Raw genomic sequence first — 26,389 nt, forward strand, 5'->3', positions numbered from 1 at the left:
ACGAAGCACCTCGTCATAGGGGACATTGCGATCTGCAGGATCGATGCGTGCAAAGGGCGACGTTTTCTTTTGCGCGCGAGCAAGCCTTTTCGCAAAGACGCCATATGGGACACGAATCAGCACAGGCACGCACAACATTCGGGCTTGTCATTGGCTTCGTGCTGCTGCTCGGCGCGTGTGTAGCGGCGGTTATTGCCGTCTTTGCGAGCATCAGCGCCGACCGTTGGGTCGATCACTCCATGGTCGTTCGTCAAACCGTCCAACAGCTGTTCAGTACTGTCCAGGATGCAGAAACAGGTCAACGGGGTTATCTGCTTACAGGCGATCCCAGTTACCTCGAACCGTTTCTAACCGCCAGAACACAGTTGCCCACGCAGGAGCAACAACTCAGACAAATCACTGAAAACAGCGCGACGCATCAGAAGCAGCTGGATGATTTGTATCCGTTGATTGCGGCGAAGATGGATGAGCTGTCCAGCACGATAGGAGATCGCCAGGCAGGTCGTCCCGTTGCGGCTATGGGCATGGTGAAGTCCAATCTGGGCCGCAATCAGATGGACCGTATCAGGCTGGTCGTGCGAGATTTTGATCAGACCGAACTCGGTGCGCTTCGTCAGCGCAGCGTGGCGGCGCAGGTGCAGCGAACGGTTTTGACAGTAGTCATGATCGTGATGACGTTGCTTGCCGGTGTCCTGGCTTTTGCCGTTGCGCAGAAAGCACGTCGTTACGCCAACGACATGGAGGCGGCAAACGAGACGCTGCGCGCAGAAATGCGGCAACGGGAAACCGCTGAGTTGCAGCTTAGGCAATCGCAAAAAATGGAGGCGCTCGGGCAGCTGACCGGAGGTGTCGCGCATGACTTTAACAATATGCTCGCAATCATCGTCGGCAATCTGGAAATGCTGATACGCAAACTTCCCGAACACGAAGTCCGTTGCGCAGCGCTTGCCAATAACGCGCTTGGAGGGGCGATGCGTGCAGCAGAGCTCACCAAACGCTTGTTGGCCTTTTCGCGTCAACAGCCATTGCAACCGAAGTCAGTCGACGTCAATCAATGCGTTCATGATGTGTCGATCATGCTTCGCCGCTCATTGGGCGAAAACATTGAAATTGAATCCGTCCAGGGCGGCGGCCTGTGGCGTGCGTATGTCGATCGGCCACAACTGGAAAGTGCCATTCTCAATCTCGCCGTCAACTCGCGCGACGCCATGAATGGGGTGGGCAAGCTCACCATGGAAACCGCTAACGCGTATTTGGATCGCAAATACACGGATGCACATAGCGAAGTATCGCCTGGACAGTACGTCATGATCGCCGTGACGGATACAGGCTGCGGGATGCCCCCGGATGTGATGAGTCGGGCTTTCGATCCCTTCTACACCACCAAGGACGTGGGGCAGGGCACGGGTCTGGGCCTGAGTCAGGTGCACGGTTTTGCCAAACAATCGCGCGGTCACGTAAAGATCTACAGTGAAGTAGGCGTCGGCACCACGATCAAGATCTATCTGCCCAGAGACACATCGAACGCTGTCGAGGAGCCCGTCGGAACCAAGGTGAACATGATTCCTCCCGATCTGCGTCGCAGGGTGCTGGTCGTGGAAGACGATATGGACGTGCGCCAGTTCGTTCTCTCCGTGCTGCAGGAGCTAGGCTACGAAACGGTTGAAGCCGGAAGTGCTGCGTCGGCACGCGATGTGCTGGCCATCGATTCGAAAATAAGCGTCATGCTTACGGATGTCGTGATGCCGGGGACAAACGGCAGGCAGCTGCTGGACAGCATTAAGGACAGCTATCCCAATTTGATCGTCGTTTTCATGACGGGCTATACACGTAATGCCATTGTCCACAACGGCATGCTGGACCCGGGCGTAAGGCTTATCACCAAGCCCTTCACGATTGACGATATCGGGCGCGAATTGCAGGCGGCTATTGCAGACGAAGGTTCGACGTCTGTCAGCGAGAAAGCCTGAACCCGATTCAGCTCTCGTCCGTGTACATGAACTGCGACTGTCGATGACACACAGATGACGTGTGAAGTTGATGTCTTGCTATGCCTGAGTGATTGGATTGGCGCGGCGTCTCGCGGGTTGAATTCGCTTGGTTTAACTGGTGAATTTTAGTTGGATTTCCCGTCAATTTCTTTCTTTTTTGGTTTCGATGACGGGCTCTCTCCTTTTCCATTCTTGCTTGGCGTGCCGCCGCTACGTTGCTTGTCGTAGTCCAGCGATGTAGTGCGCTCCTGCTCGAACAGGGCATTCTTGCGATGACGAATGGTCAATGTGGCATGTCGGATGTTCATGACGTTCTCAAAAGTGTGCGCAGATACGGCTCGTTCTTCTATCGCATACCTTCGCAGACGCGGTTTGAAAATGGTGCGTAGGCGACGTCAATAAAACGCCTTCGAAAACGTATTCGCTACAAATCAATCTTCGTGCCAATTTCAACGAGTTGTTTTGGCGACATGCCGTAGTAGCTAATGGCAGGCATCGATGTCCGTGTCAGGTAAGCGAATAAGGCCTTGCGCCAGTGAGACATTTTGTCTCTATCCGATGCAACGATTTCGTCATGGCTAAGAAAGTACGTCAGTCGGTCGGGATCAAGGCTCGGTTCAATGTCGAGTGCCTTGAGATGTTCTGGAACGTTCATGGTTTCGGAAAAGCCAAAGCGCAGCGCAATCCAGTAGAAGCCTTCTCCGAGATCCTTGACTTCATAGCGGTCTTCTTCGGCCACGTGTGAGGTATCGCCGCTGTCATCCACGTGCAGCAACACATTTCGCTCGTGCAGAACCTGGTTGTGTTTGAGATTTTTCGACAAGGCTTGCGGCACCCATTCGGAGCTCGTCGTAAAGAAAACGGCTGTGCCTTGCGCGCGCAGCGGCGGATCCGATTTGGCCTTTACGATGAGGTCGCTGATTTTTTCGCCTTCCTTGTGCAACCGCTGCCGCAAGAGTTCACGACCGCGATACCAGGTGGTCATGATCAGCAATGCAAACGCGGCCAGCACTAAGGGAAACCAACCGCCCTTGGTCAGTTTGAGCATGTTTGCTGAAAAGAATGCCCCGTCAATAACGATGTAGACGGTGCCAAACGCGATCAGCTGAAACGCGTTCCAGTGCCAATTGTGACGGGCCACTACCATCAGCAGGATGGTGGTGAGCAACATCGTGCCACTCACGGCGATGCCGTACGCGCCACCCAGGTTATCGGAAGAGCGGAATATCAATACTGCCGCCAGTACGGCGAAGAGCAGCATGTAGTTGATTGCAGGCACATACACCTGACCCTCCATCTTTTTCGAGGTATGCAAAACCAGTGTCCGCGGCAAATAGCCCAGTTGGATGCCTTGGTGAATCATCGAAAACGTGCCCGAAACCACGGCTTGCGATGCGATGACGGTCGCGCATGTCGCCAGCACGATCATGGGGTAAAGCAATGTGTGTGGCACAAGCATGTAGAAGGGGCGTTGAGCGGCGTCCGGATTCTTAAGCAACAGTGCGCCCTGGCCAAAATAATTGAGCAAGAGTGCCGGTAGCGCGACAGTGAACCATGCGAGGCGAATCGGCTTTGTGCCGAAGTGTCCAATGTCCGCGTAAAGCGCTTCGACACCTGTAAGCACCAGCACAACGGCGCCAAGCGAAGCAAAACCCTTGAAACCGTTATGCAACATGTAGAGCGCGGCGTAGCCGGGATTCACAGCAACCAGAACATGCGGATTGCGCAAAATACCGGATATGCCCAATGCGGCGGCAGCAAGAAGCCACAGCGTCATCACCGGGCCAAAAAGATGGCCGAGTAACGAGCTACCCCTTTTTTGAATAAGAAAAAGGCCGATCAGAATGGCTGCGGAAATGGGCGATATCCATGGCTTGAACACGGCTGTCGCCAACTGCAGGCCTTCGACAGCCGACAACACTGAAATGGCAGGGGTAATGACGCTGTCGCCAAAAAACAGCGCGACACCCGTTAAGCCAATCATGATGATCAACCAGGTCAAACGCCCGCGATTGCGCATCGCGCCGCGAGCGAGCGCTCCAAGCGCCATCATGCCGCCTTCGCCGTGATTGTCGGCACGCATCACAAACAGCACGTACTTTCCGGTAACGACCAAAAGCAGCGCATACGTGCACAAGGAGAGCAGACCAAGCACGTTATCGGGCGTGGGTTTTACACCCTGCTCGTCGAAGCCCTCCTGTAGTGCATAGAGCGGACTTGTCGCGATGTCGCCGAAAACCACTCCGATGGCAGCAAGCGCAAGCAATGGAAGAGGAGGCTTTTTCGCATCCTCTTTTTCCTTGCCCTTGGTCGAGCGACTGGCCATAAGGACCGCCATCGAAAATAAGGTGATAGAGCGTCTTGCGTAAAAAGAGGCTCTCACTGCTTACGTGAATGCGGTGTGCCGATTCGAACGACGTCATCGGGTTATTCAGCGATCACGCTTGTCACGGGCTATTCCATGAGCGAATCGTTGAAACCGTTGTGAAATGAACGCGCTCGTGCTGGCTTTGCGTGTTCAGGCTGTATTGATCGCTTGATGACCAATCGCTTGAACAGCTGGCGATGGCTCAACTAGGCGATGTGTGCAACCAGCCGGACATCAACCCGATAACGCCGAAGCGCTAGCCGATATCTTGATCAAGCGCCATCCGGGATATCCGAACGGTTATATCGTGCGCGCATGCAACCTGATGGATCGCAACCTTCCGGATGTCTACGACACGCTTACTGCTCTATCGATCACTTCAGCGATGATCGACAATGGCAAGCACAGACGGCCCAGATGCATGCTTACCTAGTCAAGCAGCCGGAGAAAGTCAGAACGTGAGAGCTGCGCGATGATGGGGAAATAAGCCGCCCTACTTCACGAAAAAGGCCACCCGTGTGAGGTGGCCTAAGTCTTTGAATGGGTTGGTGGGCGGTACAAGGATCGAACTTGTGACACCTGCCGTGTGAAGGCAGTGCTCTACCGCTGAGCTAACCGCCCGCCGGGAACGCGAAACTATACGGATTGGAAGGGTTTCGGTCAACCTCCGGGGCGCCCGGGACGTTTCCGGGGCGGCGCTTCAGAGGTCCTGGGGCGGCTAGAATGTCCCGTTCCCCTCTCGCCAAGCAGCCTTCCCATGCATTTCGATCTTTCTCACATTTTGCAGTCTCTGCAGCACTTTCAGATCACGCCCTGGAAGGTGGTTGGCTACGTCGGAACGCTGATGTTTACCGGCCGCTGGTTTGTGCAGTTGTACTACACGCGCAAACACAAGCGGGTCGTGATGCCGCTGTCGTTCTGGTGGATGTCGGTGACGGGTAGCGCGCTGCTGCTGGCGTATTTCGTCTTCGGCAAGAACGACTCGGTGGGCATCCTTTCCAATTTCTTCCCGGTGTTCGTGTCGGTTTACAACCTGTTCGTGCACATGCGGCACCACAAGAACAATCTTACGGGTGACAAGATCGCCTGAATTGGCGACAAACACCATCGACATAGACGACGTAGGTTGGGTTAGCGAAGCGCAACCCAGCCTACGGCTGTCGGTTTATTCGGGATCGTAGTCGAGATTGGGCGCCAGCCAGCGTTCGGCTTCCTGGCGCGTCCAGCCTTTGCGCTTTGCGTAGTCTTCGACTTGTTCGCGCGTGATGCGGCCCACGACAAAGTACTGGCTGTCTGGATGCGAAAAATACCAGCCGGACACGGCCGAGGCAGGGTACATCGCAAAGCCATCGGTCAATTCAATACCTGCATTATTAGGCGCATCGAGCAGTTCGAAGAGCACCGTTTTTTCTGTGTGATCGGGACAGGCTGGATAACCCGGAGCAGGGCGAATGCCTGAGTATTTCTCGGCGATTAACGATTCACTGTCGAGCGATTCGTCCGGTTGATAGCCCCAGAACTCGCGACGCACACGTTCGTGCATGCGTTCGGCAAAGGCTTCGGCGAAGCGATCAGCAAGTGCCTTGAGAAGAATGGACGAATAGTCATCATGCGCAGCTTCGAAGCGTGCGACATGTTCTTCAATGCCAATGCCCGCAGTGACGGCGAAGCCGCCCAGCCAATCCTGCTTTTTTGCTTCCTTGGGAGCGATGAAATCGGAAAGACAAAAGTCCGGCCGTTCGACTGGCTTCTCGGCCTGCTGACGAAGATGGTGTAACCGCATAACTCCCCTCTCGCCAATCCCTCTCCCGGAGGGAGAGGGGCTTAGGGCGAGTTCGATGTCATCGCCGATGCCATTCGCAGGCCAAAAACCGATCACGCCGCGTGCGGTGAGCCAGCGCTCCGCAATGATCTTGTCGAGCATCGCCTGCGCGTCGGCAAACAGTTCTGTGGCTTGTTTGCCGACTACCTCATCCTCAAGGATGGCAGGGTAGTGGCCGGCAAGTTCCCATGTCTGAAAGAAGGGCGTCCAATCGATGTAATCACGCAATTCGGTCAGATTGTAGTTGTCGAAAACGGTAAGGCCGGGTTTCTTGGGCTGTGGCGGCGTGTAGTTTGCCCAGTCGCACGTGAAGCGCTGTCCGCGTGCGTGTTCCAGTGGTACGAGTGTTTTGGCCGCGCCGCGATTTTTATGGCGCTCACGAATATCCGCGTATTCGACGCGGATTTTTGTCATGAAGTTGTCGACCAACTCTTTGCTGACGAGCGACTGCGCCACGCCGACCGCGCGCGAGGCGTCTTTAACCCACACGGTCGGCGATTTGTAATGCGGCTCGATCTTCAATGCCGTATGCGCGCGCGAGGTGGTCGCGCCACCTATCAACAACGGGATGTGGAAATCTTGTCGCTGCATCTCGCGCGCGACCTGGCTCATTTCTTCGAGCGAAGGAGTGATAAGTCCGGAAAGACCGATGATGTCCGCGTTATGTTCGCGCGCGGTGTCGAGAATCTTCTGTGCCGGCACCATTACGCCAAGGTCGATGACCTCGAAGTTATTGCAACGAAGTACGACGCCGACGATGTTCTTACCGATGTCGTGCACATCGCCTTTGACGGTCGCCATCACAATAGTGCCGTTGTTCTTACCTGCATCACCGGTGCGCAGTTTTTCTTCTTCGATGTACGGCAGCAGATAAGCCACGGCTTTCTTCATCACACGCGCGGACTTCACCACCTGCGGCAGAAACATTTTGCCGGAGCCAAACAGGTCGCCCACGATGTTCATGCCGGCCATCAACGGGCCTTCGATCACGTCGAGGGGACGTGTGGATAGTTGGCGTGCTTGTTCGGTATCTTCGTCCACATATTGATCGATGCCGTGGACGAGGGCATGTGCAAGCCGCTCCTGCACGGGCTTTTCGCGCCACGCGAGATTTTCGACAACGACTTCGCCTTTCTTGCCTCTGTAGTTTTCAGCGATTTCGAGCAGGCGCTCGGTGGCATCCGGACGGCGGTTGAGCACCACATCTTCGACGCGCTCGCGCAGGTCCTCTGGCACATCGTCGTAGATCATCAACGCACCCGCGTTGACGATACCCATGTCCATGCCCGCCTTGATGGCGTGATACAGGAATACTGAGTGGATGGCTTCGCGTACCGTGTTGTTGCCGCGGAACGAGAACGACACATTGGATACGCCACCGGAAATGTGGCTGAGCGGGAAGCGCTTTTTCAGTTCGCGTGTGGCCTCGATGAAGTCCACCGCATAGTTGTTGTGCTCTTCGATGCCGGTTCCGATGGCAAAGATATTCGGGTCGAAGATGATGTCTTCCGGGGGGAAGTCGAGTTTTTCGGTAAGCAACTTGTAGGCGCGCGTGCAGATTTCCACCTTGCGCGCGCACGTGTCAGCCTGGCCCTGTTCGTCGAATGCCATGACGACAACGGCAGCACCGTACTGCTGCACCTTGCGCGCGTGCTCAAGGAACTGCTCTTCGCCTTCCTTCATCGAGATCGAATTGACAACACCTTTGCCTTGCAGGCAGCGCAAACCGGCTTCGATGACGGTCCACTTGGAGGAGTCCACCATCACCGGCACGCGAGCAATGTCCGGTTCGGCGGCGATCAAATTGAGGAAACGCGTCATCGCGGCTTCCGAATCGATCAGGCCTTCGTCCATGTTCACGTCGATGATCTGCGCGCCATTGGCAACCTGTTGGCGCGCGACGTCGACGGCTTCTTCGTAGCGATCTTCCTTGATCAGTTTCTTGAACTGCGCCGAGCCGGTGACGTTGGTACGTTCGCCGATGTTGACGAAAAGCAGATCTGGCGTGATGACCAACGGCTCAAGGCCGGACAGGCGGGTGTGACGGGACATCGTTGCGCTCATGCTGCCTGTGCGGATTCAGTGGATAGGGCGCGGGGCGTACACACGCTTACGGCCTCGGCGATGGCTTTGATGTGCGCGGGTGTGGTGCCGCAACAGCCGCCCACCATGTTAAGCAAGCCATCGCGTGCGAAGCCGCCGATCACGGACGCCATCTGTGCCGGCGTTTCGTCGTATTCACCAAATGCGTTGGGCAGCCCCGCGTTGGGATGCGTGCTGATGAAGCACTCGGCGATGTTGGAGAGCGTTTGCACATGTGGGCGTAAATCGGCAGCACCGAGCGCGCAATTCAAGCCGACCGACAACGGGCGAATGTGCTTCACGGAGTAATAGAACGCTTCGGCCGTCTGACCGGAAAGTGTGCGGCCGGAGCGGTCGGTGATCGTACCGGAGATCATCACCGGTAAACGCGCACCGCGTTCACGGAAAAGTTCGCTGATGGCGAACAGCGCGGCTTTGGCGTTGAGCGTGTCGAAGATGGTTTCGACCATGACGATGTCGGCGCCGCCATCGATCAGCCCGTTGGTCGATTCGGTGTAGTTGGCAACGAGTTCTTCAAACGTGACGTTGCGGAAACCTGGATCGTTCACGTCGGGCGACAGCGATGCCGTACGGCTTGTCGGGCCGAGCACGCCGATGACAAAGCGCGGTTTGGCGGGATTCTTCGCGGTATACGCATCGCACGCCGCGCGCGCCAGCTTGGCGCCTTCGCGATTGAGCTCGTATGCGAGATGTTCGAGGTGATAGTCGGCCTGGCTGATACGCGTGGAGTTGAACGTATTGGTTTCGACCAGATCGGCACCGGCTTGGAGATAAGCCTCGTGCACGCCACGGATGATGTCCGGCTTGGTCAGCGTCAGCAGGTCGTTGTTGCCTTTCAGATCGCAACTGCCGGCATGATCGTGCGTGTGATGACTGTCGTGGCCGTCCACAAAACGTTCGCCGCGAAAACCTTCTTCATCCAGTTGATGACCCTGCAGCATGGTGCCCATGCCGCCATCGAGGATCAGGATGCGTTCGCGCAGCGCGTTTTCCAGCAACGCGACACGGTCAGGATGTAACCAGGGAAGTGCGCTCATTGGGGGACTCCTTACGGCTTGCGCGCGAGCAGGCTGATGACTTCGAAATGCGGCGCTTTGCGCTCACGGCTCAAACGATTGCAGCTGATCACATCGAGGCCGGCTTTTTGGGCCAGATCGGTGAGTTCGGCCTGGGTGAAACCGAGGTTGCGATGATCGAAGGGTTCGACCACCGGACGGTGATCGTGCTTGCCCAGCGTGACGGCCAGTAATCGGCCGCCTGGACGCAACACGCGCGACGCTTCGGCCATCGCCTTGTCCGGATGCTCGGAGTAGGTGAGGGCGTGCAACATCAACACAAGGTCGACGCGTTTGGCGTCGAGCGAAAGCGCATGCATGTCGCCATGCCGCACTTGGACGTTTTTGTATTGAGCGAGGCGTTTAGTGGCCGCTTCCACCACACGCTCACTGGCATCGATGCAGACAATAGAGCGTGCGTGCGGTGCGAGTAGCTCCGCCGTTACGCCATCGCCGGAGGCGATATCCAGCACGTCACCGGTTTCCAGCAACTGCAGCAGGGAGCGCGACAACGTTTCCCAGGTTCGTCCAGGCGAGTAATGACGCTCCATATCCCCCGCGACGGTGTCGGCCCAACCTTCGTCGCGAGCGCGCTCGGCCAGCACCGAGGGAAGGCGGTCGGCATCTTCGCGGATAAGCGCGTCATCGATGCTTTCGCGCAATGAGCGGATCAGCGCCTGCCGATGTTCGTCACCTTCACTGTTGGCGCGATAATAAGCCGACACGCCGGCGCGACGGTCCCGGACCAGCTCGGCTTCCTTGAGCTTGGCCAGATGCGTGGAGACGCGCGGTTGCGCCAGGTGGAGCACGGAGGCCAGTTCGGCGACCGTCAATTCCTCGCGTTCCAGCAACGCCAGAAGCCGCACGCGAGTGGGATCGGCCAGGAGGCGCAACACGCTGGAGGCGGTAGCCAGATCCATCGTGCATCCTTATATCGCGATAGAGAGATGTTAAGGGTAGGCTTCGCGAGTAGGGGCGTCAAGAGTTGCCAAGGGGGGCTTTTAGCCGTCATTCCAGCTTTCGCGGGAATGACGAGCTCCAGGCTGAGGTGTGGGTCTTCTGCTGCACCCGCACAAAGCCAATTGCCCAGCCCGGTTAAAATGTCCGGCTCCCCATATCTATAGCTCCCGGTGCTCCCATGGATTTCAGCTTTACCGAAGATCAGTTGGCGATTCAGGCCATCGCGCGTGATTTCGCGCTCAAGCGCATCGTGCCTGTGGCGGCCGAACTCGATGCGAAGGGCGAGTTTCCGTTGGAAAACATTCGCGAGATGGGTCAGCTCGGCCTGATGGGTATCGAAGTGCCGCACGAATACGGCGGTGCCGGTCTGGACCCGATTGGCTATGTTCTGGCGATGATCGAGATTGCCGCGGCCGACGCTGCGACCGCCACGATCATGTCGGTGAACAACTCGCTGTTCTGCAATGGCATCCTCAAGCACGGTACGGAAGAGCAGAAGCAGAAGTACGTGCGCGCGATTGCAGAAGGCGATGCGATCGGCGCGTATGCGTTGACCGAGCCGCAGTCGGGCTCCGATGCATCGGCCATGCACACGCGTGCCACGAAGAATGCCGACGGCGACTGGGTGATCAACGGCAAAAAGAGCTGGATCACCTCCGGCCCCGTGGCGCGCTATATCGTGTTGTTTGCCATCTCTACGCCGGGTATCGGTGCGAAAGGTGTGTCGGCTTTCATCATCGATACGCACAAGCCGGGTTTCCACGCGGGCAAGACCGAGCCAAAACTGGGTATTCGCGCATCGGCGACGTGCGAAATCGAATTCAACGATTACGTTTGTTCGAAGGACGATCTGCTGGGCAAGGAAGGCAAGGGCTTCTCCATTGCGATGGGTGTGCTCGACGCCGGCCGTATCGGCATTGCTTCGCAGGCCGTTGGCATCGCCCGCGCCGCTTATGAGGCGACGCTGCAATGGTCGCGCGACCGCAAGGCGTTCGGTCATCCGATCGGCACGTTTCAGATGACGCAGGCCAAGATTGCCGACATGAAGTGCAAACTCGACGCCGCCACGCTGCTGACGCTGCGCGCAGCGTGGACGAAGGGCCAAGCCGAAAAGAATGGCGGTCGCTTCGGTACGGAAGCCTCGGTTGCAAAGCTGGTAGCGTCAGAAGCGGCCATGTGGATTGCGCATCAGGCCGTGCAGATTCACGGTGGCATGGGTTATTCGAAGGAAATGCCGCTGGAGCGTTACTTCCGCGATGCCAAGATCACCGAGATCTACGAAGGCACCAGCGAAATTCAGCGCATGGTGATTGCACGCGCCGAAACAGGTCTGCGCTGATCGGTGATGCCGGGCTCTGCGGTTGATCCGCAGAGCGCCGCCATGGCAGGACGGACAGCTCTTCACACGCAATGTCGGTACCAAGAGCCTGGACTAACGGTCGGCGAATCGCCATTAAAAAAAGCCCCGGTTATTCACCGGGGCTTTTTCGTTGGTGCGGACTATTCGGTCAGTGTTCGTGTTCCTGGCGAGCCAGCTTGTGTGTTGTTTCATCAAGCTTGTCGCCCAGCGCGCGACGCACGCTGACGTAGAACACCGGAATCAGTAACAAGCCGAGGAAGGTGGCGAACAACATGCCGCCGATCACCGCGGTACCGATTTCGTGACGCGAGTTGGCGCCGGCACCGCTTGAGGTAATCAGTGGCAGCACACCGAGGATGAAGGCCAGCGAGGTCATCAGGATCGGACGCAGTCGCAGGCGAGCGGCGGTAAGCACCGCATCGAATAGCGTCTTGCCCAGGGCTTGCTGCTCGACGGCGAATTCCACGATCAGAATCGCGTTCTTCGCGGCCAGACCGACCACCGTCACCATGCCGATCTTGAAGTACATGTCGTTCGGGAAGCCGCGCAGCATCATGAACGCACACATGCCCAGCAGACCCAGCGGCACCACCAGCAGCACGGCAACCGGAATCGACCAGCTTTCGTACAGCGCGGACAAGCACAGGAACACGATGAAGATCGACAGCATCATCAGCAGCGTGGCTGAGTTACCGGCGAGCAATTCCTGATACGACTGACCGGTCCAGTCCGCGCCGTAACCGAACGGTAGATCCTTGTCGACGAAACCCTGCATCGTCGACATGGCCTGACCAGTGGAGTAGCCCTTCGCCGCATCACCCACGATTTCCACCGCTGAGTAGCCGTTGTAGCGGGTGAGCGAAGGTGAGCCCATGCCCCACGTCGCATTCACAACGCTCGATAGCGGGATCATGTTGAACGGGCCGTTCGCGGAGGACACCGTGGTGTTGCTCGACGTACCCGTCGTGGACGTGCTCAACGAACTGGGCGTGTAAATGTGCTCGAACGCTTCCGGACTCATACGAAACGGTGCATCGGCCTGCACCATCACGCGCTTCACGCGTCCGCCGTACAGGAAGTTGTCGATGTACACCGGCGCCAGCAGCAACTGGATGGCGGTGTACACATCGCTGACCGACAGACCCAACGCTTCGGCCTGCACGCGATCGACGGTGAGGTTGTATTGCGGTGCATCCGGCAGGATGTTCGGGCGAATGCCGAACAGCGTCGGATCCTTCGCCGCTTTGCCCAGCAGTATGTTGCGCGCGGCGGTGAGGTCGGCGCGTGACTGGCCGGCGCGTGCCTGCAGATACATATCCAGACCGCCGAACTGGCTGAGGCCGCGGATCGTCGGCAGGTTCACCACGAAGATCTGTGCATCGCGCACGCCGTGCAGGACGCCGTTCGCCTTCAGGATGAAATCGTCCGCGGTGATGGATCGTTTATCCCAATCCGCGAGCTTCATGAAGACCATGCCCGTGCTTTCGCTCTGGCCAACGAAGCTGAAGCCGCTGATCTGGAACATGCCGACGTAGTCGTTCTTAAGTGGACTGGCGTCCATTTTGTCGCGGATTTCTTTCATGACCGTCAGGGAGCGTTCCAGCGTGGCGCCGGGCGGCAGGCTGACGATTGCAAGCGCGAAACCCTGGTCTTCGTTTGGCACGAAGCTTGTCGGCAGTTTGGTGTACATGAAGCCGGCGAGCATCGCGACGAGCGCGAACACAATCATCCAACGCGGCGCATGCCGCACGGCACTGCCGATATGTCCGTGGTAGGTGTTGGTCACCCAGTCGAACATCTTGTTGAACCAATTGTAGAAGAAATTCTTCTTTTCTTCGTGCGTGGGCTTGAGGATGGTGGCGCAAAGTGCTGGCGTGAAGGACAGCGCGAGGAACGCGGAGAAACCCATCGACACCGCGATGGTCAGCGCGAACTGCTTGTAGATGACGCCGGTTGCACCCGGTTGCAGTGCCGATGGCACGAACACCGCCGCGAGCACCACGGTAATCGCAATGATGGCGCCGGTGATCTGCTCCATCGCTTTGCGAGTCGCTTCTTTGGGCGACAGGTTTTCTTCCGTCATGATGCGTTCGACGTTCTCGATCACCACGATCGCGTCGTCCACCACGATGCCGATCGCCAGCACCATGCCGAACAGAGTCAGCTGGTTGATGGTGAAACCCATCGGCGAAAGACCGATGAAGGTACCCAGCAGCGCGACCGGAATCACCAGCGTCGGAATGATTGTGGCGCGGAAGTTCTGCAGGAAGATCAGCATCACCAAGAAGACGAGGATGATCGCCTCGATCAGTGTGCGGACCACTTCCTTGATCGACACCGTCACGAACGGCGTGCTGTCGTACGGCGCGAACCAGCTGACACCCTGCGGGAAGTCTTTCGCAAGTTCATCCATCTTCGCGCGCACGGCTTCGGCCACATTCAGCGCGTTCGCACCCGGCAGCAGCTGGATACCGAAGCCGCCCGTTGGACTGCCGCTCCATTGCGAGGTGAAGCCGTACGTCTGTGGACCGAACTCGATGCGTGCGATGTCTTTCATGCGCACAACGGTGCCGTCCGCATCGGCACGCAGAATGATGTTGCCGAACTGCTCCGGCGAGGAGAACAAACCTTCCGCCGATACCGTGGCGGTAAAACTCTGGCCCGGACCGGCCGGATCCGCGCCCAGTGAACCCGCAGCGAACTGCACGTTTTGCTGGGAAATCGCGCTTTCCACGGTGCTGGCAGAGATGCCGTAAGCCTGCATCTTGTCCGGATTCAACCACACACGCACCGCGTATTCGGAACCCACCTGGAAGGTGTTGCCGACGCCGGGGATACGCGCGATCTGGTTGAGCACCTGCGAAGCGACGATGTCGTTGAGGCGGTCGCTCTTGATGTCCGGGTTGCTGGAGGTGAGCGCCACGAACATCAGGAAGTCCGGGTTGCTCTTGGCCACCACGACGCCTTGCTGCACCACTTCGGCCGGCAACTGCGGCTGCGCCAGCGATACCTTGTTCTGCACCTGCACCTGCGCGATGTCAGGGTTGGTGCCGGTCGCAAAGCTCAGCGTGATCGTCGCCGTACCGTTCTGGTTCGACGAAGAGCTGAAGTAGAGCAGGTTGTCGATACCGGTGAGCTGCTGCTCGATCACCTGCGTGACCGTGCTTTCCATCGTGGCGGCGCTGGCGCCGGGGAAGCTCGCCTGCACGGTTACCTGCGGCGGCGCGATGTTGGGGTACGACTCCACACCCATGTTCAACACCGAGATGGTGCCGACCAAGGTGATCAAGATAGCTACCACCCACGCGAAAATGGGGCGGTCGATAAAGAAACTCGGCATCAGCGGTCTCCTTACTGCTTGCCGGCGGCAGGAGCCTGACCGGGCTGCTGAGCCTGCGATTGATCAGGCTGCCACGGTTGGGCCTTGGCCGGGCCACCCGGCTTGACGGCCGGAATGCCCGATACGATCACTTGGTCGCCCGCGGAAAGGCCGGTGGGGACAACCCAGCTCAGGCCGCTCATCGTGTCTGCCGTGATGCGCTTTTGTGCCACCTTGCCGTCCTGTCCGACGGTCAGCACGAATGCGCCGCCGACATCGCGCTGCACCGCAGCCTGCGGTACCAGGAACACGTTGTTGAGGCGCCCCATGTCGATTGTCAGCGTGACGTACTGACCCGGCAGCAAGCGACGCTGCGGATTCGGCACCAGCGCGCGCAGGTTGATCGCGTTCGTGGTGGGGTTCACCGAGGTATCGGAGAAATCGAGCGTGCCAAGGTGGTCGTAATTGGAGCCGCCAGGCATTTTGACCTGCACGACGGTTTTGTCCTGCTCGGACAGGTTTACCGAGCCGGTGCTCTGCGCATGCGTGAGCGCATCCATATCCGCCGCGCTGACGGTGAAGTTCACATACATCGGGTCGAGCTGGTTGACCGTCGTCAGCAGCGTGGAGCTGGAACCGCTGTCGGTGGTGCCGGTACCCACGATCGCACCTTCAGTGACCTGCTGTTCGCCGGAATGGCCGGCAATAGGCGAGGTGATGTTGGTGTAGCTCAGGTTGACCCGTGCGGTCTGCACATTGGCCTCGGCTTGCTTCACGGCGGCAGCCGAGCTGCGCTCGTTCGCTTCGTCCGAGTCTAGCTGTGCCTTCGAAATATAACCCTTCGGTACCAGCGCGCGGTCGCGCTCGGCGACGATATGGGCATTCGTGTAAGTGGCCTGGGCCGAGGCTAGCGTCGCCAGGGTGGCATCCAGCGCTGCCTTATAGGGCGCCGGATCGATCTGGAACATCAGCTGGCCCGCCTTGACCTCGGCTCCTTCCGTATAAACGCGCTTGAGCAGCAGGCCCGACACGCGGGCACGTACGTCCGCGCTGCGATAGGCCGACAGGCGCCCGACGAGATCTTTGGTGAGCGGAACGCTCTGCGGCTGCACCGTTACCACACCTACCGTGGGTGTCGGGGGCGGAGGTGGTTGTTTGCCGCCACCGCAGGCGGCGAGCACCGTCAGGCTGAGGCACAACACCGGTGTGCGCATTAACGTCGACTTCATGAGAACTCCATGACTTGCATGATCGGGTAGGGGGTGGGGCTACGGCGGTCTTGCTTCCCAGCGATTTCGGTGCCGGAAGATTTTACGTTTATCGGATAAAAGCCGTTTTGTCCCGTGTCGTTCGTCCCCAACGACCGGGGTCGGTAGACTATACCGAGCAGTTTACAATTTATCGTGACGGCGAATCCAGCCTTTTTTGGAGTGACTGAAGACAGGGCCGGCAGAACGGCCGTTATCGGCCGCCTATGTGATCTGCGCGCGTCGAAGCCGCAACGCGATACATGCATCGCATACCCGCCCTCTTCGCTGCCGAAAGAACACGTACTGAAACGTGCTGACTGTAGGCTGATCCGAACGCTTGCGAATGTGCTTGGTTGCTGCGCTGCCGATGGATTCAATGCGGTGCCAAGCGTATCCTTTTACGGCTTTCCGCTCCATTCCCACCTGTCTCCACTTCTAAGTAGAAGCCATGAATGCGATCCGTGCGGCCAACGACATCCCCCTCGCGTCTGTCGTGCTCGAAGAGTTGAAAAAAAGCGGTTTTCCGACGAAGCGCCTTGATGAGGCGCAAATTTTTATCAGCGCATTTTTTGCGCGCATAGCCTCCAGCGATATCGAGCTGCACACACCTGCCGAATGGGCGACGGTCGTTGCGGGTCTCATCGATTTCATGCAGCAGCGTCAGCCCGGTCGCGCATCGGTGCGTGTCACCGGCGCCGGTCACGCGGCACGCAGCGCCGTCGAAATAGTCACCGATGATATGCCGTTCCTGGTGGACACGGTCAGCATGGTGATCTCGTCGCATTCGCCGATTCATGCGGTGATCCACCCCGTTGTGAAGGTGACCCGCGATGCCAACGGCCAACTGCAGCGCATTGGCGATGAGCACGGCCAGCCCGAATCGGTGATGCACCTGGAGCTGGACAGCGTCGAATCCGACCCGGCTGTCCAGGAAAAGCTCAAATCCCAAATCGAAGCCGCGCTGGAAGACGTGCGCGCCGCGGTGCGCGACTGGAGTGCGATGCGCGACAAGGCGCTGTCCATCGCCAACGATCTGCCCAACCGCAAGCTCCAGCTCGATGCCGCATCGGTGCAGGAAGCCAGCGAATTCCTGCGTTGGCTCGCCGACGACAACTTCACGTTCCTCGGCTATCGCGAATACGAAGTCGCGAAGACCGATGGCGATGAAGTCCTGCGCTCGATGGAAGGTTCGGGCTTGGGCATTCTGCACAAGAGCGAACGCTCAGTGGCGCCGCGCTCTCTGCGCACGCTGGCGGCGAGCGAGCTGCCGCAGTCCGGCTCTACCGACGCCATCATTCTCACCAAGACCAACGCGCGTTCGCATGTGCACCGCGCAGGCAACATGGATTACGTCGGCGTCCTGAAGTTCGACGAGAAAAGCCGGCCCATTTCAGAGCAGCGTTTCCTCGGCCTGTTCACGTCCAATGCCTACATGACGCGTCCGCAGGACGTTCCGCTGGTTCGCCAGCGCGTGGAGGCGGTGCTGGCGCGTTCGGGTTTGAAGCGCGATTCGCACTCCGGCAAATCGCTTCGCCACATTCTCGAAACGCTGCCCCAGGAAGAGTTGTTCCAGAGCGGTGAAGAAGAGCTGTTCACCACCGCCACCGGCATTCTCGAGCTGCAGCAGCGTGCGCGTGCGCGCCTGTTCGTTCGCCGTGATCGTTATGGCCGTTTCTTCACCTGCCTGGTGTTTGTGCCGCGCGATCGCTTCAACACCACGGTACGTGAGCGCATCGAGGACATGCTGCGCGACGCTTTCCACGGCGAAAGCGTCGATTCCAACGTGCTGATGGGCGAAGCCGCACTGGCACGTCTGCATGTCACGGTTCGTCCGCGTCCGGGCGATCATCCGGTATACAACGTGCAGGATCTGGAAGCCAAGCTGCTGCATATCGTGCGCAATTGGCAGGATGGTCTGCGCGAAAGCCTGGTGGGTCATGCGGGCGTCGGCAACGGTGTCGCCTTGTTCAATCGCTTCGGCAAGATGCTGCCGGCGGGCTACATCGAAGACGTCTCGCCGGAAGTGGCTGCGCATGACGTGATGGCGCTGTCGGGGCTCAAGAGCGACGATTCGATTCACTTGAGTCTCTATAGCGATCCGCGCGACAACAGCCTGCGTTTCAAAGTCATCCACGTGGGCGCGCCGATCTCGCTCTCCGAAGCGCTACCGATGCTGGAGAACATGGGCGTGCGCATGCTCGCCGAGCACGTCTACACGCTCGAAAGCGATGGCCGCCTGCTCACCATTCACGACTTTGAGCTTAAGACGAAATCGCCGCTGGTATTTGAGCTGCCGCACCTGCGCGAACGTTTCGAACGCAGCTTCGAAGCGCTGTGGCGCGGCGACGCGGAAAGCGACGGCTTCAACAATCTTGTGTTGACCGCGTGCGCCGACTGGCGTCAGGTGGCTGTGTTGCGCGGCTATTGCAAGTACTTGCAGCAGGTGGGCATTGCGTTCTCGCAGAGCTACATGGAGGAAACGCTCAACCGTTATCCTGCCATCGCTGGATTGTTGATCGAGCTGTTCAACGCCAAGTTCGATCCGCGTCGCGAACAGCTCGCCCCGGCGGAACTGGAAAGGGCGCAGTCTGATCTTCGTCGCGAAATGCAGGCGTTGATTTCGCCGGATACGCAGAAGGCGAAGCCCGAGCTGGTCGACGGCATGGTGGCGGTGCTTGCTCAGCCGCGCGAACAGCAGATTCACGTGATTTGGGAGGCGCTCAAGACGCTGCTCGACGACGTGGCCAGTCTCGACGACGAACGTATCCTGCTGAGCTTCATGAACACCATCCGCGCTACGTTGCGCACAAGCTTCTACCAGCTGTGGGATGGCAAGCCGCGGCATTACATCAGCTTCAAGTTCGATTCGAAGCAGGTGCCAGATGCGCCTAAGCCGGTGCCCTATCGCGAAATCTTCGTGTACGCACCGCGAGTAGAAGGTATTCACCTGCGCTTCGGTCCGGTTGCGCGTGGTGGTTTGCGCTGGTCGGATCGTCGTGAAGATTTCCGCACCGAAGTGCTGGGCCTCGTCAAAGCGCAGATGGTGAAGAACACCGTGATCGTGCCGGTGGGTTCGAAAGGCGGCTTCTTCGTCAAGCATCCGCCGGTCGGCGGCGATCGCGATGCGCAACTGGCGGAAGGCATCGCTTGCTACCGTCTGTTCATCAGCGGCCTGCTCGATATCACCGACAATCTCGTCGAAGGCAAGGTGGTGCCGCCGCACGATGTCGTGCGTCATGACGACGACGATCCGTACCTGGTCGTTGCTGCCGACAAGGGCACCGCGACGTTCTCCGATATCGCCAACGCCATTTCGGTCGAACATGGTTTCTGGCTGGGCGACGCGTTTGCCTCCGGTGGTTCGAATGGTTACGACCACAAGGGCATGGCCATCACCGCCAAGGGTGCGTGGGAATCGGTAAAGCGTCACTTCCGTGCGCTGGGACGCGACACGCAGACCGAAGATTTCACCTGCGTGGGTATTGGCGATATGTCCGGCGACGTGTTCGGCAACGGCATGCTGTTGTCGCGCCACATTCGCTTGCTTGCCGCGTTCGACCATCGCCACATCTTCCTCGATCCGAATCCGGATACGGAGCGTTCTTTCATCGAGCGCGAACGCATGTTCAAGCTGCCGCGTTCCAGCTGGGATGACTACGACAAGTCGCTCATTTCCACGGGTGGCGGCGTGTGGCCGCGCAGCGTGAAGTCGATTCCGATTTCCCCGGAAGTGCGCACGGTGCTTGGCTTGAAGTCGGACGTGCAGCATCTCTCGCCGACGGATCTGCTCAACGCGATCCTCAAGGCACCCATCGATCTGTTGTGGAACGGCGGTATCGGCACCTACGTGAAGGCCGCTAGCGAAACACACGCGGATGTGGGCGATCGCGCCAACAACGCGTTGCGCATCAACGGTGCGGAACTGCGCTGCAAGGTCGTGGGCGAGGGTGGCAATCTCGGCTTCACGCAGAAGGGTCGTATCGAAGCGGCGCAGCATGGCGTGCTACTCAATACCGACTTCATCGATAACTCCGCGGGCGTGGACACCTCCGACCACGAAGTGAACATCAAGATACTGCTCGACGACGCCGTACAGCGCGGTGAGATTTCGGTCGACGGACGCAATCAGCAACTTGCGTCGATGACTGATGAAGTCGGTCAGCTGGTGCTGTGGGACAACTATCGCCAGAATCAGGCGATCACGCTGATGGAACATCAGTCGGCGCACCGCATCGGCTCGATGGCGCACTTCATCCGCACACTGGAAGGCGAAGGCCTGCTCGATCGCGTGGTGGAAAATCTGCCCAGCGAAACCGAACTTGCCGATCGCAAGAAGAGCGGCCTGGGCCTGACGCGTCCGGAACTGTCGGTGTTGCTGTCGTACGACAAGATCCGTCTGTATCAGCAATTGCTCGATTCGGATGTGCCGGAAGATCCGTACCTGTCTAAGGAACTGGTACGCTACTTCCCTGCACCGTTGCACGACAAGTACGCCGCGCATATGCAGCGTCACCGCCTGAAGCGCGAAATTATCGCCACGGCTGTTACCAACTCCACCATCAATCGCATGGGCGCCACCTTCATGATGCGCATGCAGGAAGATACGGGGCACGGTCCGGCCGCTATCGCCAAGGCGTACACCGCTGCGCGCGAAATCCTTGGTGCACGCGATCTCTGGGCGCAAATTGAAGCGCAAGACAGCAAGGTCGCGGAAGGCACGCAGGTGGACGCGATCCTGCAGATCTGGTCGCTGCTGCGTCATATCACGCGCTGGCTGCTGAGCCGCCCAGGCGGCACCCTGGAAATCGCTGCCAACGTGGAGCGTTATCAGTCTGCCGTGGCCGAACTCGCTGCCACGTTGCCCGAAACACTAACGCCGGCCGGCAAAGCCGACTTCGGCACCAGTCAGGAAAAGTGGGAAGGCCTTGGCCTGCCTGCGGACCTCGCGTTGCCGCTGGCCAAACTGCCGGAGCTGCGCGCCATGCTCGATATGGTCGAAGTGGCTCAGCAAACCGGCGAGCCCATCGCCAAGGTCGCCAACGTGTTCTACGAACTCGGTCACGCGCTGGACTTGGAATGGTTGCGCGGTCAGATCGAAGCACTGCCGGTCGATGGTCACTGGCATGCGCAGGCGCGCGGTTCGCTGCTGGACGAACTCAACCATCAGCATCGTGCGCTCGCCACGCAGGTGCTTGCGTTGACCGGCAAGAGTGCGGGTAAATCGCCGGTGCAGGCATGGCTCGATCGTGATGATCCCACGCTCAAGTACACCCGCACGATGCTGGCTGAAATCCTGACCCAGAACGCCGACTATCCGATTGCCTCGGTAGCGGTACGTCGTCTGGCACAGCTGGCGCAGGTGCCCGTGGCCTGACGCGAGCGGTGGTTTAAGCAGTAACCTCAGAGGGGCAAGTCCATCATGGTCTTGCCCCTCGTCGTGTCGTAAGCTCAAAGACACGACACTCACCGAAGACGGATCTTATGCGCCTTGCTTTCGTCGCCAGCGAGACCAACGTTGCCCAACAGGCACGTCGCAAGCTTGTCGAACTCTATGGCGACGTACCTGCGACAGACGCCGAAGTGATCGTCGCGCTGGGTGGCGACGGCTTCATGCTGCGCACATTGCACGCTCATCGAGCCATTCCTGTGCCTGTCTATGGCATGAAGCTCGGCCGCGTCGGCTTCTTGATGAACAAATACCGGCTCGACGAACTGGCCGAGCGCATCGAGCGCTCGCACACAGCGCAGTTGTTCCCGCTCGAAATGATTACCACGGATGCGGATGGTCAGACAAACCGCGCACTGGCCTTCAACGAAGTGTCGTTGCTGCGACAAACCAATCAGGCGGCGCACGTTGAGGTGAAGCTCAACGACATCGTGAAACTCACGACGCTGATTTGCGATGGCATCCTCGTTTCCACGCCAGCGGGCTCCACGGCGTATAACCTTTCCGCACATGGCCCGATTCTGCCGCTGGACGCCAATGTGCTTGCGCTGACACCGATCAGCCCCTTCCGCCCGCGTCGCTGGCGCGGTGCGATTCTGCCGCATCGCACGTTGGTCAGTCTACGCGTGCTCGATCCTGGCAAACGACCGGTCAGCGCAACCGCCGACTTCCTCGAAGTACGCAATGTACGCAATGTCGAAATCCGCCAGGCACGGGAAGATGGCGTGCGATTGCTGTTCGATCCGGAGCACAATCTCGAACAGCGTATCCTGGACGAGCAGTTCGCCGCCGACTGAGTGCGGCGCGGCGTCCTCAACTTTTTGCTAGATTGAACACGGCAACCTGCATCTTTCCCCATGACTCGCGAAGGCAAAACAGTCCACGATCCCAAAGCTGCGACCGACAATCGGCTCGTGGTTGCGATTTCGTCGCGTGCGCTGTTCGACCTCGGCGATAGTCATGACTTGTTCGAGCGCAACGGACTGGATGCCTATCGCGCATTTCAGATCGAGCATGAGAACGAGATTCTGAAGCCTGGCGTGGCGTTTCCGCTGGTGCAGAAGCTGCTCGGTTTGAACAGGCTCGCCGGCGATGTGCCACCCGTCGAGGTGATTTTGCTGTCGCGTAATTCGGGTGATACGGGATTGCGCATCTTCAATGCCATCCAGCATTACGGGTTGGAAATCAGCCGTGCGGCGTTCACTAGCGGTGCGCCGACGTCCGACTACATTGCACCGTTCAAGGCGGATCTGTTTCTGTCTGCCAACGCGGAAGATGTGGGGCGTGCGTTGAAGGCGGGTGTCGCAGCGGCCACCATCCTGCCTTCGACGGCTCCGCCGCGTGCGAGCGAACAGCTGCGTATCGCATTCGACGGCGATGCCGTCATCTTTGGCGATGAGGGCGAACGCGTATCGCGTGAAGAAGGTCTTGAGGCATTCCATCGAAGCGAGACGGAGTTGGCCGATGAGCCACTTTCCGTGGGACCGTTCCGCGGTTTTCTGACGGCCGTGCATCGTTTGCAGGCGGCTTTTCCCGCGGAAAATTCACCGATTCGCACCGCGCTTGTCACCGCGCGTTCCGCACCCGCGCACAAACGCGTGATTCTCACGCTGCGTCGTTGGGGTGTGCGTATCGACGAGGCGCTTTTTCTCGGCGGACGCGACAAAGGCCCGTTTCTCGACGCCTTCGGCGCAGATATATTTTTCGATGACTCTCCTGCCAACGTCGAGTCCGCGCGTAGGCATGTTGCGACAGGACATGTGCCGCACGGCGTCAGCAACGGCTGAAGCTCACCCTATAGCCTTTGACTCTCGTGAATCAGGGAACCCCATGCCCTTCATTGGCGACCCAAATCGCATACCAGTCCTGGGCATCGAGCTCGACGTCCAGCGCGGCGACGGCGTCGCGTAAACCGTCTATTCGGCCGGTTCCCGTGATGGGATGCGGCCGGGAAGGGTGGCGGAGTATCCAGGCGAAGGCGAGCGTGGTGAGGCTCACATTATGTCGCGCGGCGATGGCGGACATCTCACTGCGCACGCGATCGGCCTGTTCATCCGCTTCGTTGAAGAGACGGCCGCCTGCCAGCGGCGACCAGATCATCGGGCGCAAACCAAATTGCTGTTGCTGATCCAGCGTCCCGTCGTCCAATGCGCTCATTTGCAATGGCGAAAGCTCGATTTGATTGGTCATCAGCGGATGATGCTGATGCAATAAAGCGAACTGATGCGTGTTGTGATTGGACACACCCCAATGCGCGACCTTTCCTTCGCGTGTCAGGGTTTTGAACGTGTCGGCCAGCTCAGCGGCATCCATCAGATAGTCGGGGCGATGAATCAGCACCAGATCCAGGCGATCGGTGTGCAAGTTGCGAAGCGATTGCTCGACTTGAGCGCGAACGTACACTGCGCTTGTGTCGTAGTGGTTCACGCGATAGTCGCGCTCGGTGGTACGCAAACGAATACCGCACTTTGTGACAAGTTGCATGCGCTGGCGCAAGTTTGGCGATGCTTTCAGTGCGTCGCCGAATAGCGATTCCGCACGATAGCTGCCATAGATATCCGCGTGATCGAACGATGTAATGCCGAGTTCCAGTGCCTGTTCGATCCAGCGCACACGATCGGCAACGCTTAGATTCCAGTCCGCGATGCGCCACAGGCCTGCGACGATGGGGGAGAGCTCGAAGCGGTGGGCAGACTTTTCTGGAGGCATAAGATATCGCGTGGTGGCTTTAGCGTGAGTCGGACGGCTTCTTCGAATCGCTCAGTTGATCGGCCGACCAGCCACCACCCAGATCGCCGATCAACGACACGGTGTCGAGCAAGCGTTGTTGTTGCACGCTGAGCGCCGTTTCCTGCGCACTCAGTTTGGTGGTTTCGGCCGTGGCAGCAGTGGTGTAGTCGACCGTGCCCGCCTGATATTCGTTGACGGCGATGCGTGCGCCTTCCGTGGCGTTTTGCACGACCTGATCCTGGACCTGCGCTTGCTGCGCAAGAATGGTTATACCGGAAAGATCGTCTTCGACATTCTGGAACGCACCGAGCACGGTCTGTCGGTAACTGGCGACAGATGCCTCGTAAGTGGCTTTCGCTGCAGCGACTTCACCGTGGCGTTGACCAAAGTCGAAGACGGTTTCATCCACATCGGCGCCCAACGACCATACGTGATTGGCAGCGTGCAGCAGACCGGCCAACGGTGACTGCGAGAAACCATCCGCCGCATTCAAGGTGAAGTTGGGATAGTACGCGGCTACTGCAACGCCGACTGCCGCGTTCTGTGCGGCCATCTGGCGTTCGGCGACAGCAATATCCGGGCGACGCTGCAACAACGTCGACGGCATGCCGACGGGAATGCTCGGCAGCACAGGCAGCGCCGTACTGTGCGGAATATCGAGATCTTCCGGATTCTTGCCGACCAGCACGGCAATTGCGTGGACGTCTTGCGCGCGCGACACGCCAAGTGCGATCAGGCTCGACTGGGCGCTTTCCAGCTGTGTACGTGCCGAAATCACATCGGACGGCGGCGTGGTGCCGGCATTACCTTGGTTTTCGACGACGCGCAGAAATTCTTTGTACTCATCGACGGTCTTTTGCAGCAGATCGATGTTGGTATCGACCACGCGCAGTTCGATCACGGCCGTGGCCAGGGCCGTTTGTTCAGAGAGCGTGGCATTGGCAAGAGTGGCTTCACTTGCCTGCGCGGTCGCCTTGTTCTCCTCGACCTGGCGGCGCACTTTGCCCCAAATGTCAGGCGCCCAGCTGATGTTGCCTTCCAGCGAGCCAGACGTGCTTATCGGTTTGAAAGCGGTGCTGCTGCCCGTGCTCAAGTCACTCTTTGCGGTCCGCTGTTTGGTTGCCGAGCCGGTAATGCCAATAGTGGGAAACAAACTGGCGCGCGCCACCTGCACTTCGGCGACGGCTTCCTGATAGTTGTAGTAGGCCTCACGTACATTCTGGTTGGACACAGACACCATCGGTTCCAGCTGATTGAGCAGCGGGTCGTTGAAGTCGGTCCACCAGTCGCCTTTTGGCGCTTCGGCTTCCGGCGTGGCTTGCGTCCACCCAGGCAGCGGCTTGTACTGCGGCGCCACAGGCACGTCAGGGCGATGATAATTCGGGCCGACCATGCAGCCGCCAAGCAATACAGCGAGCGAAGCAGCTAGAGCTGTGCGGGTCATCTTCATGTTCATGCGCTTGCGTCCGATCTGTTCCACGGCAATGTGGCCGACCAGCCGGCGAGTCGTGCACGCAGACGGTCGAGGTAGAGGTAAATCACCGGCGTGGTGTACAGGGTGAATATCTGGCTGAGAATCAAACCGCCCATTACGGTGATACCAAGGGGCTGGCGCAACGAGGCGCCCTGGCCGATACCTACCGCCAGCGGCACCGCGCCGAGCACCGCAGCAGCTGTCGTCATCATGATCGGGCGAAGACGAACCACCGCCGCATCGTGAATCGCTTTCTGCGGTTCGTAACCTTCGTCGCGCTGCAGGTGGATGGCGACGTCGATCATCATGATCGCGTTCTTCTTGACGATGCCGATCAGCAGGATGATGCCGATCATCGCGATCACCGAGAACGGTGTGCCGAAGATCAGTAGCGCCAGAGTGGCGCCGATGCCCGCCGATGGCAGGGTCGACAGGATGGTGATCGGGTGGACGGTGTTCTCGTAGAGCATGCCGAGCACGATATAGACGGCCGCCAGTGCCGCGAGGATCA

The 26,389-nt window shown here is 58.9% G+C and carries 17 protein-coding genes and 1 tRNA gene; 7 read left to right on the forward strand and 11 right to left on the reverse strand.

The features are described 5' to 3' along the window. The first annotated feature begins 104 nt into the window (after nucleotides 1–104). Nucleotides 105–1,970: a CHASE3 domain-containing protein gene (locus tag VK725_RS13600; protein WP_325318596.1), complete on the forward strand. Its 1,866-nt coding sequence runs from the start codon at nucleotides 105–107 to the stop codon at nucleotides 1,968–1,970. A gap of 146 nt (nucleotides 1,971–2,116) precedes the next feature. Here VK725_RS13600 and VK725_RS13605 read toward each other — a convergent pair whose 3' ends face one another. Then, nucleotides 2,117–2,299: a hypothetical protein gene (locus VK725_RS13605; RefSeq protein ID WP_325318597.1), complete on the reverse strand. Its 183-nt coding sequence runs from the start codon at nucleotides 2,297–2,299 to the stop codon at nucleotides 2,117–2,119. Between the two features lie 116 nt (nucleotides 2,300–2,415). Then, nucleotides 2,416–4,317: a KUP/HAK/KT family potassium transporter gene (locus tag VK725_RS13610; protein ID WP_325318598.1), complete on the reverse strand. Its 1,902-nt coding sequence runs from the start codon at nucleotides 4,315–4,317 to the stop codon at nucleotides 2,416–2,418. Between the two features lie 259 nt (nucleotides 4,318–4,576). Here VK725_RS13610 and VK725_RS13615 point away from each other — a divergent pair, with 259 nt between their 5' ends. Then, entirely contained in the window at nucleotides 4,577–4,792 is a 216-nt protein-coding gene (locus VK725_RS13615; RefSeq protein ID WP_325318599.1) for a hypothetical protein, read from the forward strand. 113 nt (nucleotides 4,793–4,905) lie between these two features. Here VK725_RS13615 and VK725_RS13620 read toward each other — a convergent pair. Continuing rightward, nucleotides 4,906–4,980 (reverse strand) — tRNA-Val (locus tag VK725_RS13620). A gap of 136 nt (nucleotides 4,981–5,116) precedes the next feature. Here VK725_RS13620 and VK725_RS13625 point away from each other — a divergent pair. Further along, entirely contained in the window at nucleotides 5,117–5,449 is a 333-nt protein-coding gene (locus tag VK725_RS13625) for a lipid-A-disaccharide synthase N-terminal domain-containing protein (RefSeq protein WP_325318600.1), read from the forward strand. Between the two features lie 75 nt (nucleotides 5,450–5,524). Here VK725_RS13625 and metH read toward each other — a convergent pair whose 3' ends face one another. Genes metH through VK725_RS13640 form a run of 3 tightly spaced genes read right to left on the reverse strand, consistent with a single transcriptional unit; the run spans nucleotide 5,525 to nucleotide 10,259 of the window. After that, nucleotides 5,525–8,233 carry a methionine synthase gene (metH, locus tag VK725_RS13630; protein WP_325318601.1) on the reverse strand — a complete coding sequence of 903 codons (2,709 nt, stop codon included), beginning with the start codon at nucleotides 8,231–8,233 and terminating at the stop codon, nucleotides 5,525–5,527. An 8-nt stretch (nucleotides 8,234–8,241) separates the two neighbouring features. Then, nucleotides 8,242–9,321: a homocysteine S-methyltransferase family protein gene (locus VK725_RS13635; protein ID WP_325318602.1), complete on the reverse strand. Its 1,080-nt coding sequence runs from the start codon at nucleotides 9,319–9,321 to the stop codon at nucleotides 8,242–8,244. 11 nt (nucleotides 9,322–9,332) lie between these two features. Beyond that, a complete protein-coding gene (locus VK725_RS13640; protein WP_325318603.1) occupies nucleotides 9,333–10,259 on the reverse strand; it encodes a metalloregulator ArsR/SmtB family transcription factor in 927 nt (308 codons plus the stop codon). Between the two features lie 218 nt (nucleotides 10,260–10,477). Between VK725_RS13640 and VK725_RS13645 the strand changes: the two genes are divergently transcribed. Further along, nucleotides 10,478–11,638 (forward strand): acyl-CoA dehydrogenase family protein, encoded by a 1,161-nt coding sequence (locus VK725_RS13645; protein ID WP_325318604.1) that lies wholly within the window; start codon nucleotides 10,478–10,480, stop codon nucleotides 11,636–11,638. A gap of 169 nt (nucleotides 11,639–11,807) precedes the next feature. Here the strand turns inward: VK725_RS13645 and VK725_RS13650 are convergent, their stop codons facing one another. Continuing rightward, nucleotides 11,808–14,999, reverse strand: a complete 3,192-nt coding sequence (locus VK725_RS13650; RefSeq protein ID WP_325318605.1) for an efflux RND transporter permease subunit — start codon at nucleotides 14,997–14,999, stop codon at nucleotides 11,808–11,810. An 11-nt stretch (nucleotides 15,000–15,010) separates the two neighbouring features. Further along, the gene (locus VK725_RS13655) at nucleotides 15,011–16,207 is read right to left on the reverse strand and encodes an efflux RND transporter periplasmic adaptor subunit (protein ID WP_325318606.1); all 1,197 of its coding nucleotides are present in this window, start codon (nucleotides 16,205–16,207) and stop codon (nucleotides 15,011–15,013) included. 469 nt (nucleotides 16,208–16,676) lie between these two features. Here VK725_RS13655 and VK725_RS13660 point away from each other — a divergent pair, with 469 nt between their 5' ends. The 3 genes from VK725_RS13660 to VK725_RS13670 all read left to right on the forward strand — a co-directional run bounded on the left by VK725_RS13660 (nucleotide 16,677) and on the right by VK725_RS13670 (nucleotide 23,461). Next, the gene (locus VK725_RS13660; RefSeq protein WP_325318607.1) at nucleotides 16,677–21,602 is read left to right on the forward strand and encodes an NAD-glutamate dehydrogenase; all 4,926 of its coding nucleotides are present in this window, start codon (nucleotides 16,677–16,679) and stop codon (nucleotides 21,600–21,602) included. Between the two features lie 107 nt (nucleotides 21,603–21,709). Then, nucleotides 21,710–22,471, forward strand: coding sequence for an NAD kinase (locus tag VK725_RS13665; RefSeq protein WP_325318608.1), 762 nt, complete (start codon nucleotides 21,710–21,712; stop codon nucleotides 22,469–22,471). 60 nt (nucleotides 22,472–22,531) lie between these two features. Beyond that, complete coding sequence (locus VK725_RS13670; protein WP_325318609.1) at nucleotides 22,532–23,461, forward strand: 5'-nucleotidase; 930 nt, start codon at nucleotides 22,532–22,534, stop codon at nucleotides 23,459–23,461. A gap of 31 nt (nucleotides 23,462–23,492) precedes the next feature. Here the strand turns inward: VK725_RS13670 and VK725_RS13675 are convergent, their stop codons facing one another. The 3 genes from VK725_RS13675 to VK725_RS13685 all read right to left on the reverse strand — a co-directional run. Continuing rightward, nucleotides 23,493–24,383, reverse strand: a complete 891-nt coding sequence (locus tag VK725_RS13675; protein WP_325318610.1) for an aldo/keto reductase — start codon at nucleotides 24,381–24,383, stop codon at nucleotides 23,493–23,495. Nucleotides 24,384–24,402: 19 nt separating this feature from the next. Beyond that, nucleotides 24,403–25,848 carry an efflux transporter outer membrane subunit gene (locus VK725_RS13680; protein ID WP_325318611.1) on the reverse strand — a complete coding sequence of 482 codons (1,446 nt, stop codon included), beginning with the start codon at nucleotides 25,846–25,848 and terminating at the stop codon, nucleotides 24,403–24,405. A gap of 8 nt (nucleotides 25,849–25,856) precedes the next feature. Continuing rightward, nucleotides 25,857–26,389: efflux RND transporter permease subunit (locus VK725_RS13685; protein ID WP_325318612.1), on the reverse strand; the 533-nt coding region annotated here is incomplete at its 5' end.

Origin of the sequence: Dyella sp., assembly GCF_035486915.1 — a bacterium.
Taxonomy (GTDB): domain Bacteria; phylum Pseudomonadota; class Gammaproteobacteria; order Xanthomonadales; family Rhodanobacteraceae; genus Dyella_B.

Excerpts from the sequence above, each read along its gene's own strand:
- VK725_RS13600 (WP_325318596.1), top strand. The coding sequence starts at position 105 with ATGGGACACGAATCAGCACAGGCACGCACAACATTCGGGCTTGTCATT.
- VK725_RS13605 (WP_325318597.1), bottom strand. The coding sequence starts at position 2,299 with ATGAACATCCGACATGCCACATTGACCATTCGTCATCGCAAGAATGCC.
- VK725_RS13610 (WP_325318598.1), bottom strand. The coding sequence starts at position 4,317 with ATGGCCAGTCGCTCGACCAAGGGCAAGGAAAAAGAGGATGCGAAAAAG.
- VK725_RS13625 (WP_325318600.1), top strand. The coding sequence starts at position 5,117 with ATGCATTTCGATCTTTCTCACATTTTGCAGTCTCTGCAGCACTTTCAG.
- metH (WP_325318601.1), bottom strand. The coding sequence starts at position 8,233 with ATGTCCCGTCACACCCGCCTGTCCGGCCTTGAGCCGTTGGTCATCACG.
- VK725_RS13635 (WP_325318602.1), bottom strand. The coding sequence starts at position 9,321 with ATGAGCGCACTTCCCTGGTTACATCCTGACCGTGTCGCGTTGCTGGAA.
- VK725_RS13640 (WP_325318603.1), bottom strand. The coding sequence starts at position 10,259 with ATGGATCTGGCTACCGCCTCCAGCGTGTTGCGCCTCCTGGCCGATCCC.
- VK725_RS13645 (WP_325318604.1), top strand. The coding sequence starts at position 10,478 with ATGGATTTCAGCTTTACCGAAGATCAGTTGGCGATTCAGGCCATCGCG.
- VK725_RS13650 (WP_325318605.1), bottom strand. The coding sequence starts at position 14,999 with ATGCCGAGTTTCTTTATCGACCGCCCCATTTTCGCGTGGGTGGTAGCT.
- VK725_RS13655 (WP_325318606.1), bottom strand. The coding sequence starts at position 16,207 with ATGAAGTCGACGTTAATGCGCACACCGGTGTTGTGCCTCAGCCTGACG.
- VK725_RS13660 (WP_325318607.1), top strand. The coding sequence starts at position 16,677 with ATGAATGCGATCCGTGCGGCCAACGACATCCCCCTCGCGTCTGTCGTG.
- VK725_RS13665 (WP_325318608.1), top strand. The coding sequence starts at position 21,710 with ATGCGCCTTGCTTTCGTCGCCAGCGAGACCAACGTTGCCCAACAGGCA.
- VK725_RS13670 (WP_325318609.1), top strand. The coding sequence starts at position 22,532 with ATGACTCGCGAAGGCAAAACAGTCCACGATCCCAAAGCTGCGACCGAC.
- VK725_RS13675 (WP_325318610.1), bottom strand. The coding sequence starts at position 24,383 with ATGCCTCCAGAAAAGTCTGCCCACCGCTTCGAGCTCTCCCCCATCGTC.
- VK725_RS13680 (WP_325318611.1), bottom strand. The coding sequence starts at position 25,848 with ATGACCCGCACAGCTCTAGCTGCTTCGCTCGCTGTATTGCTTGGCGGC.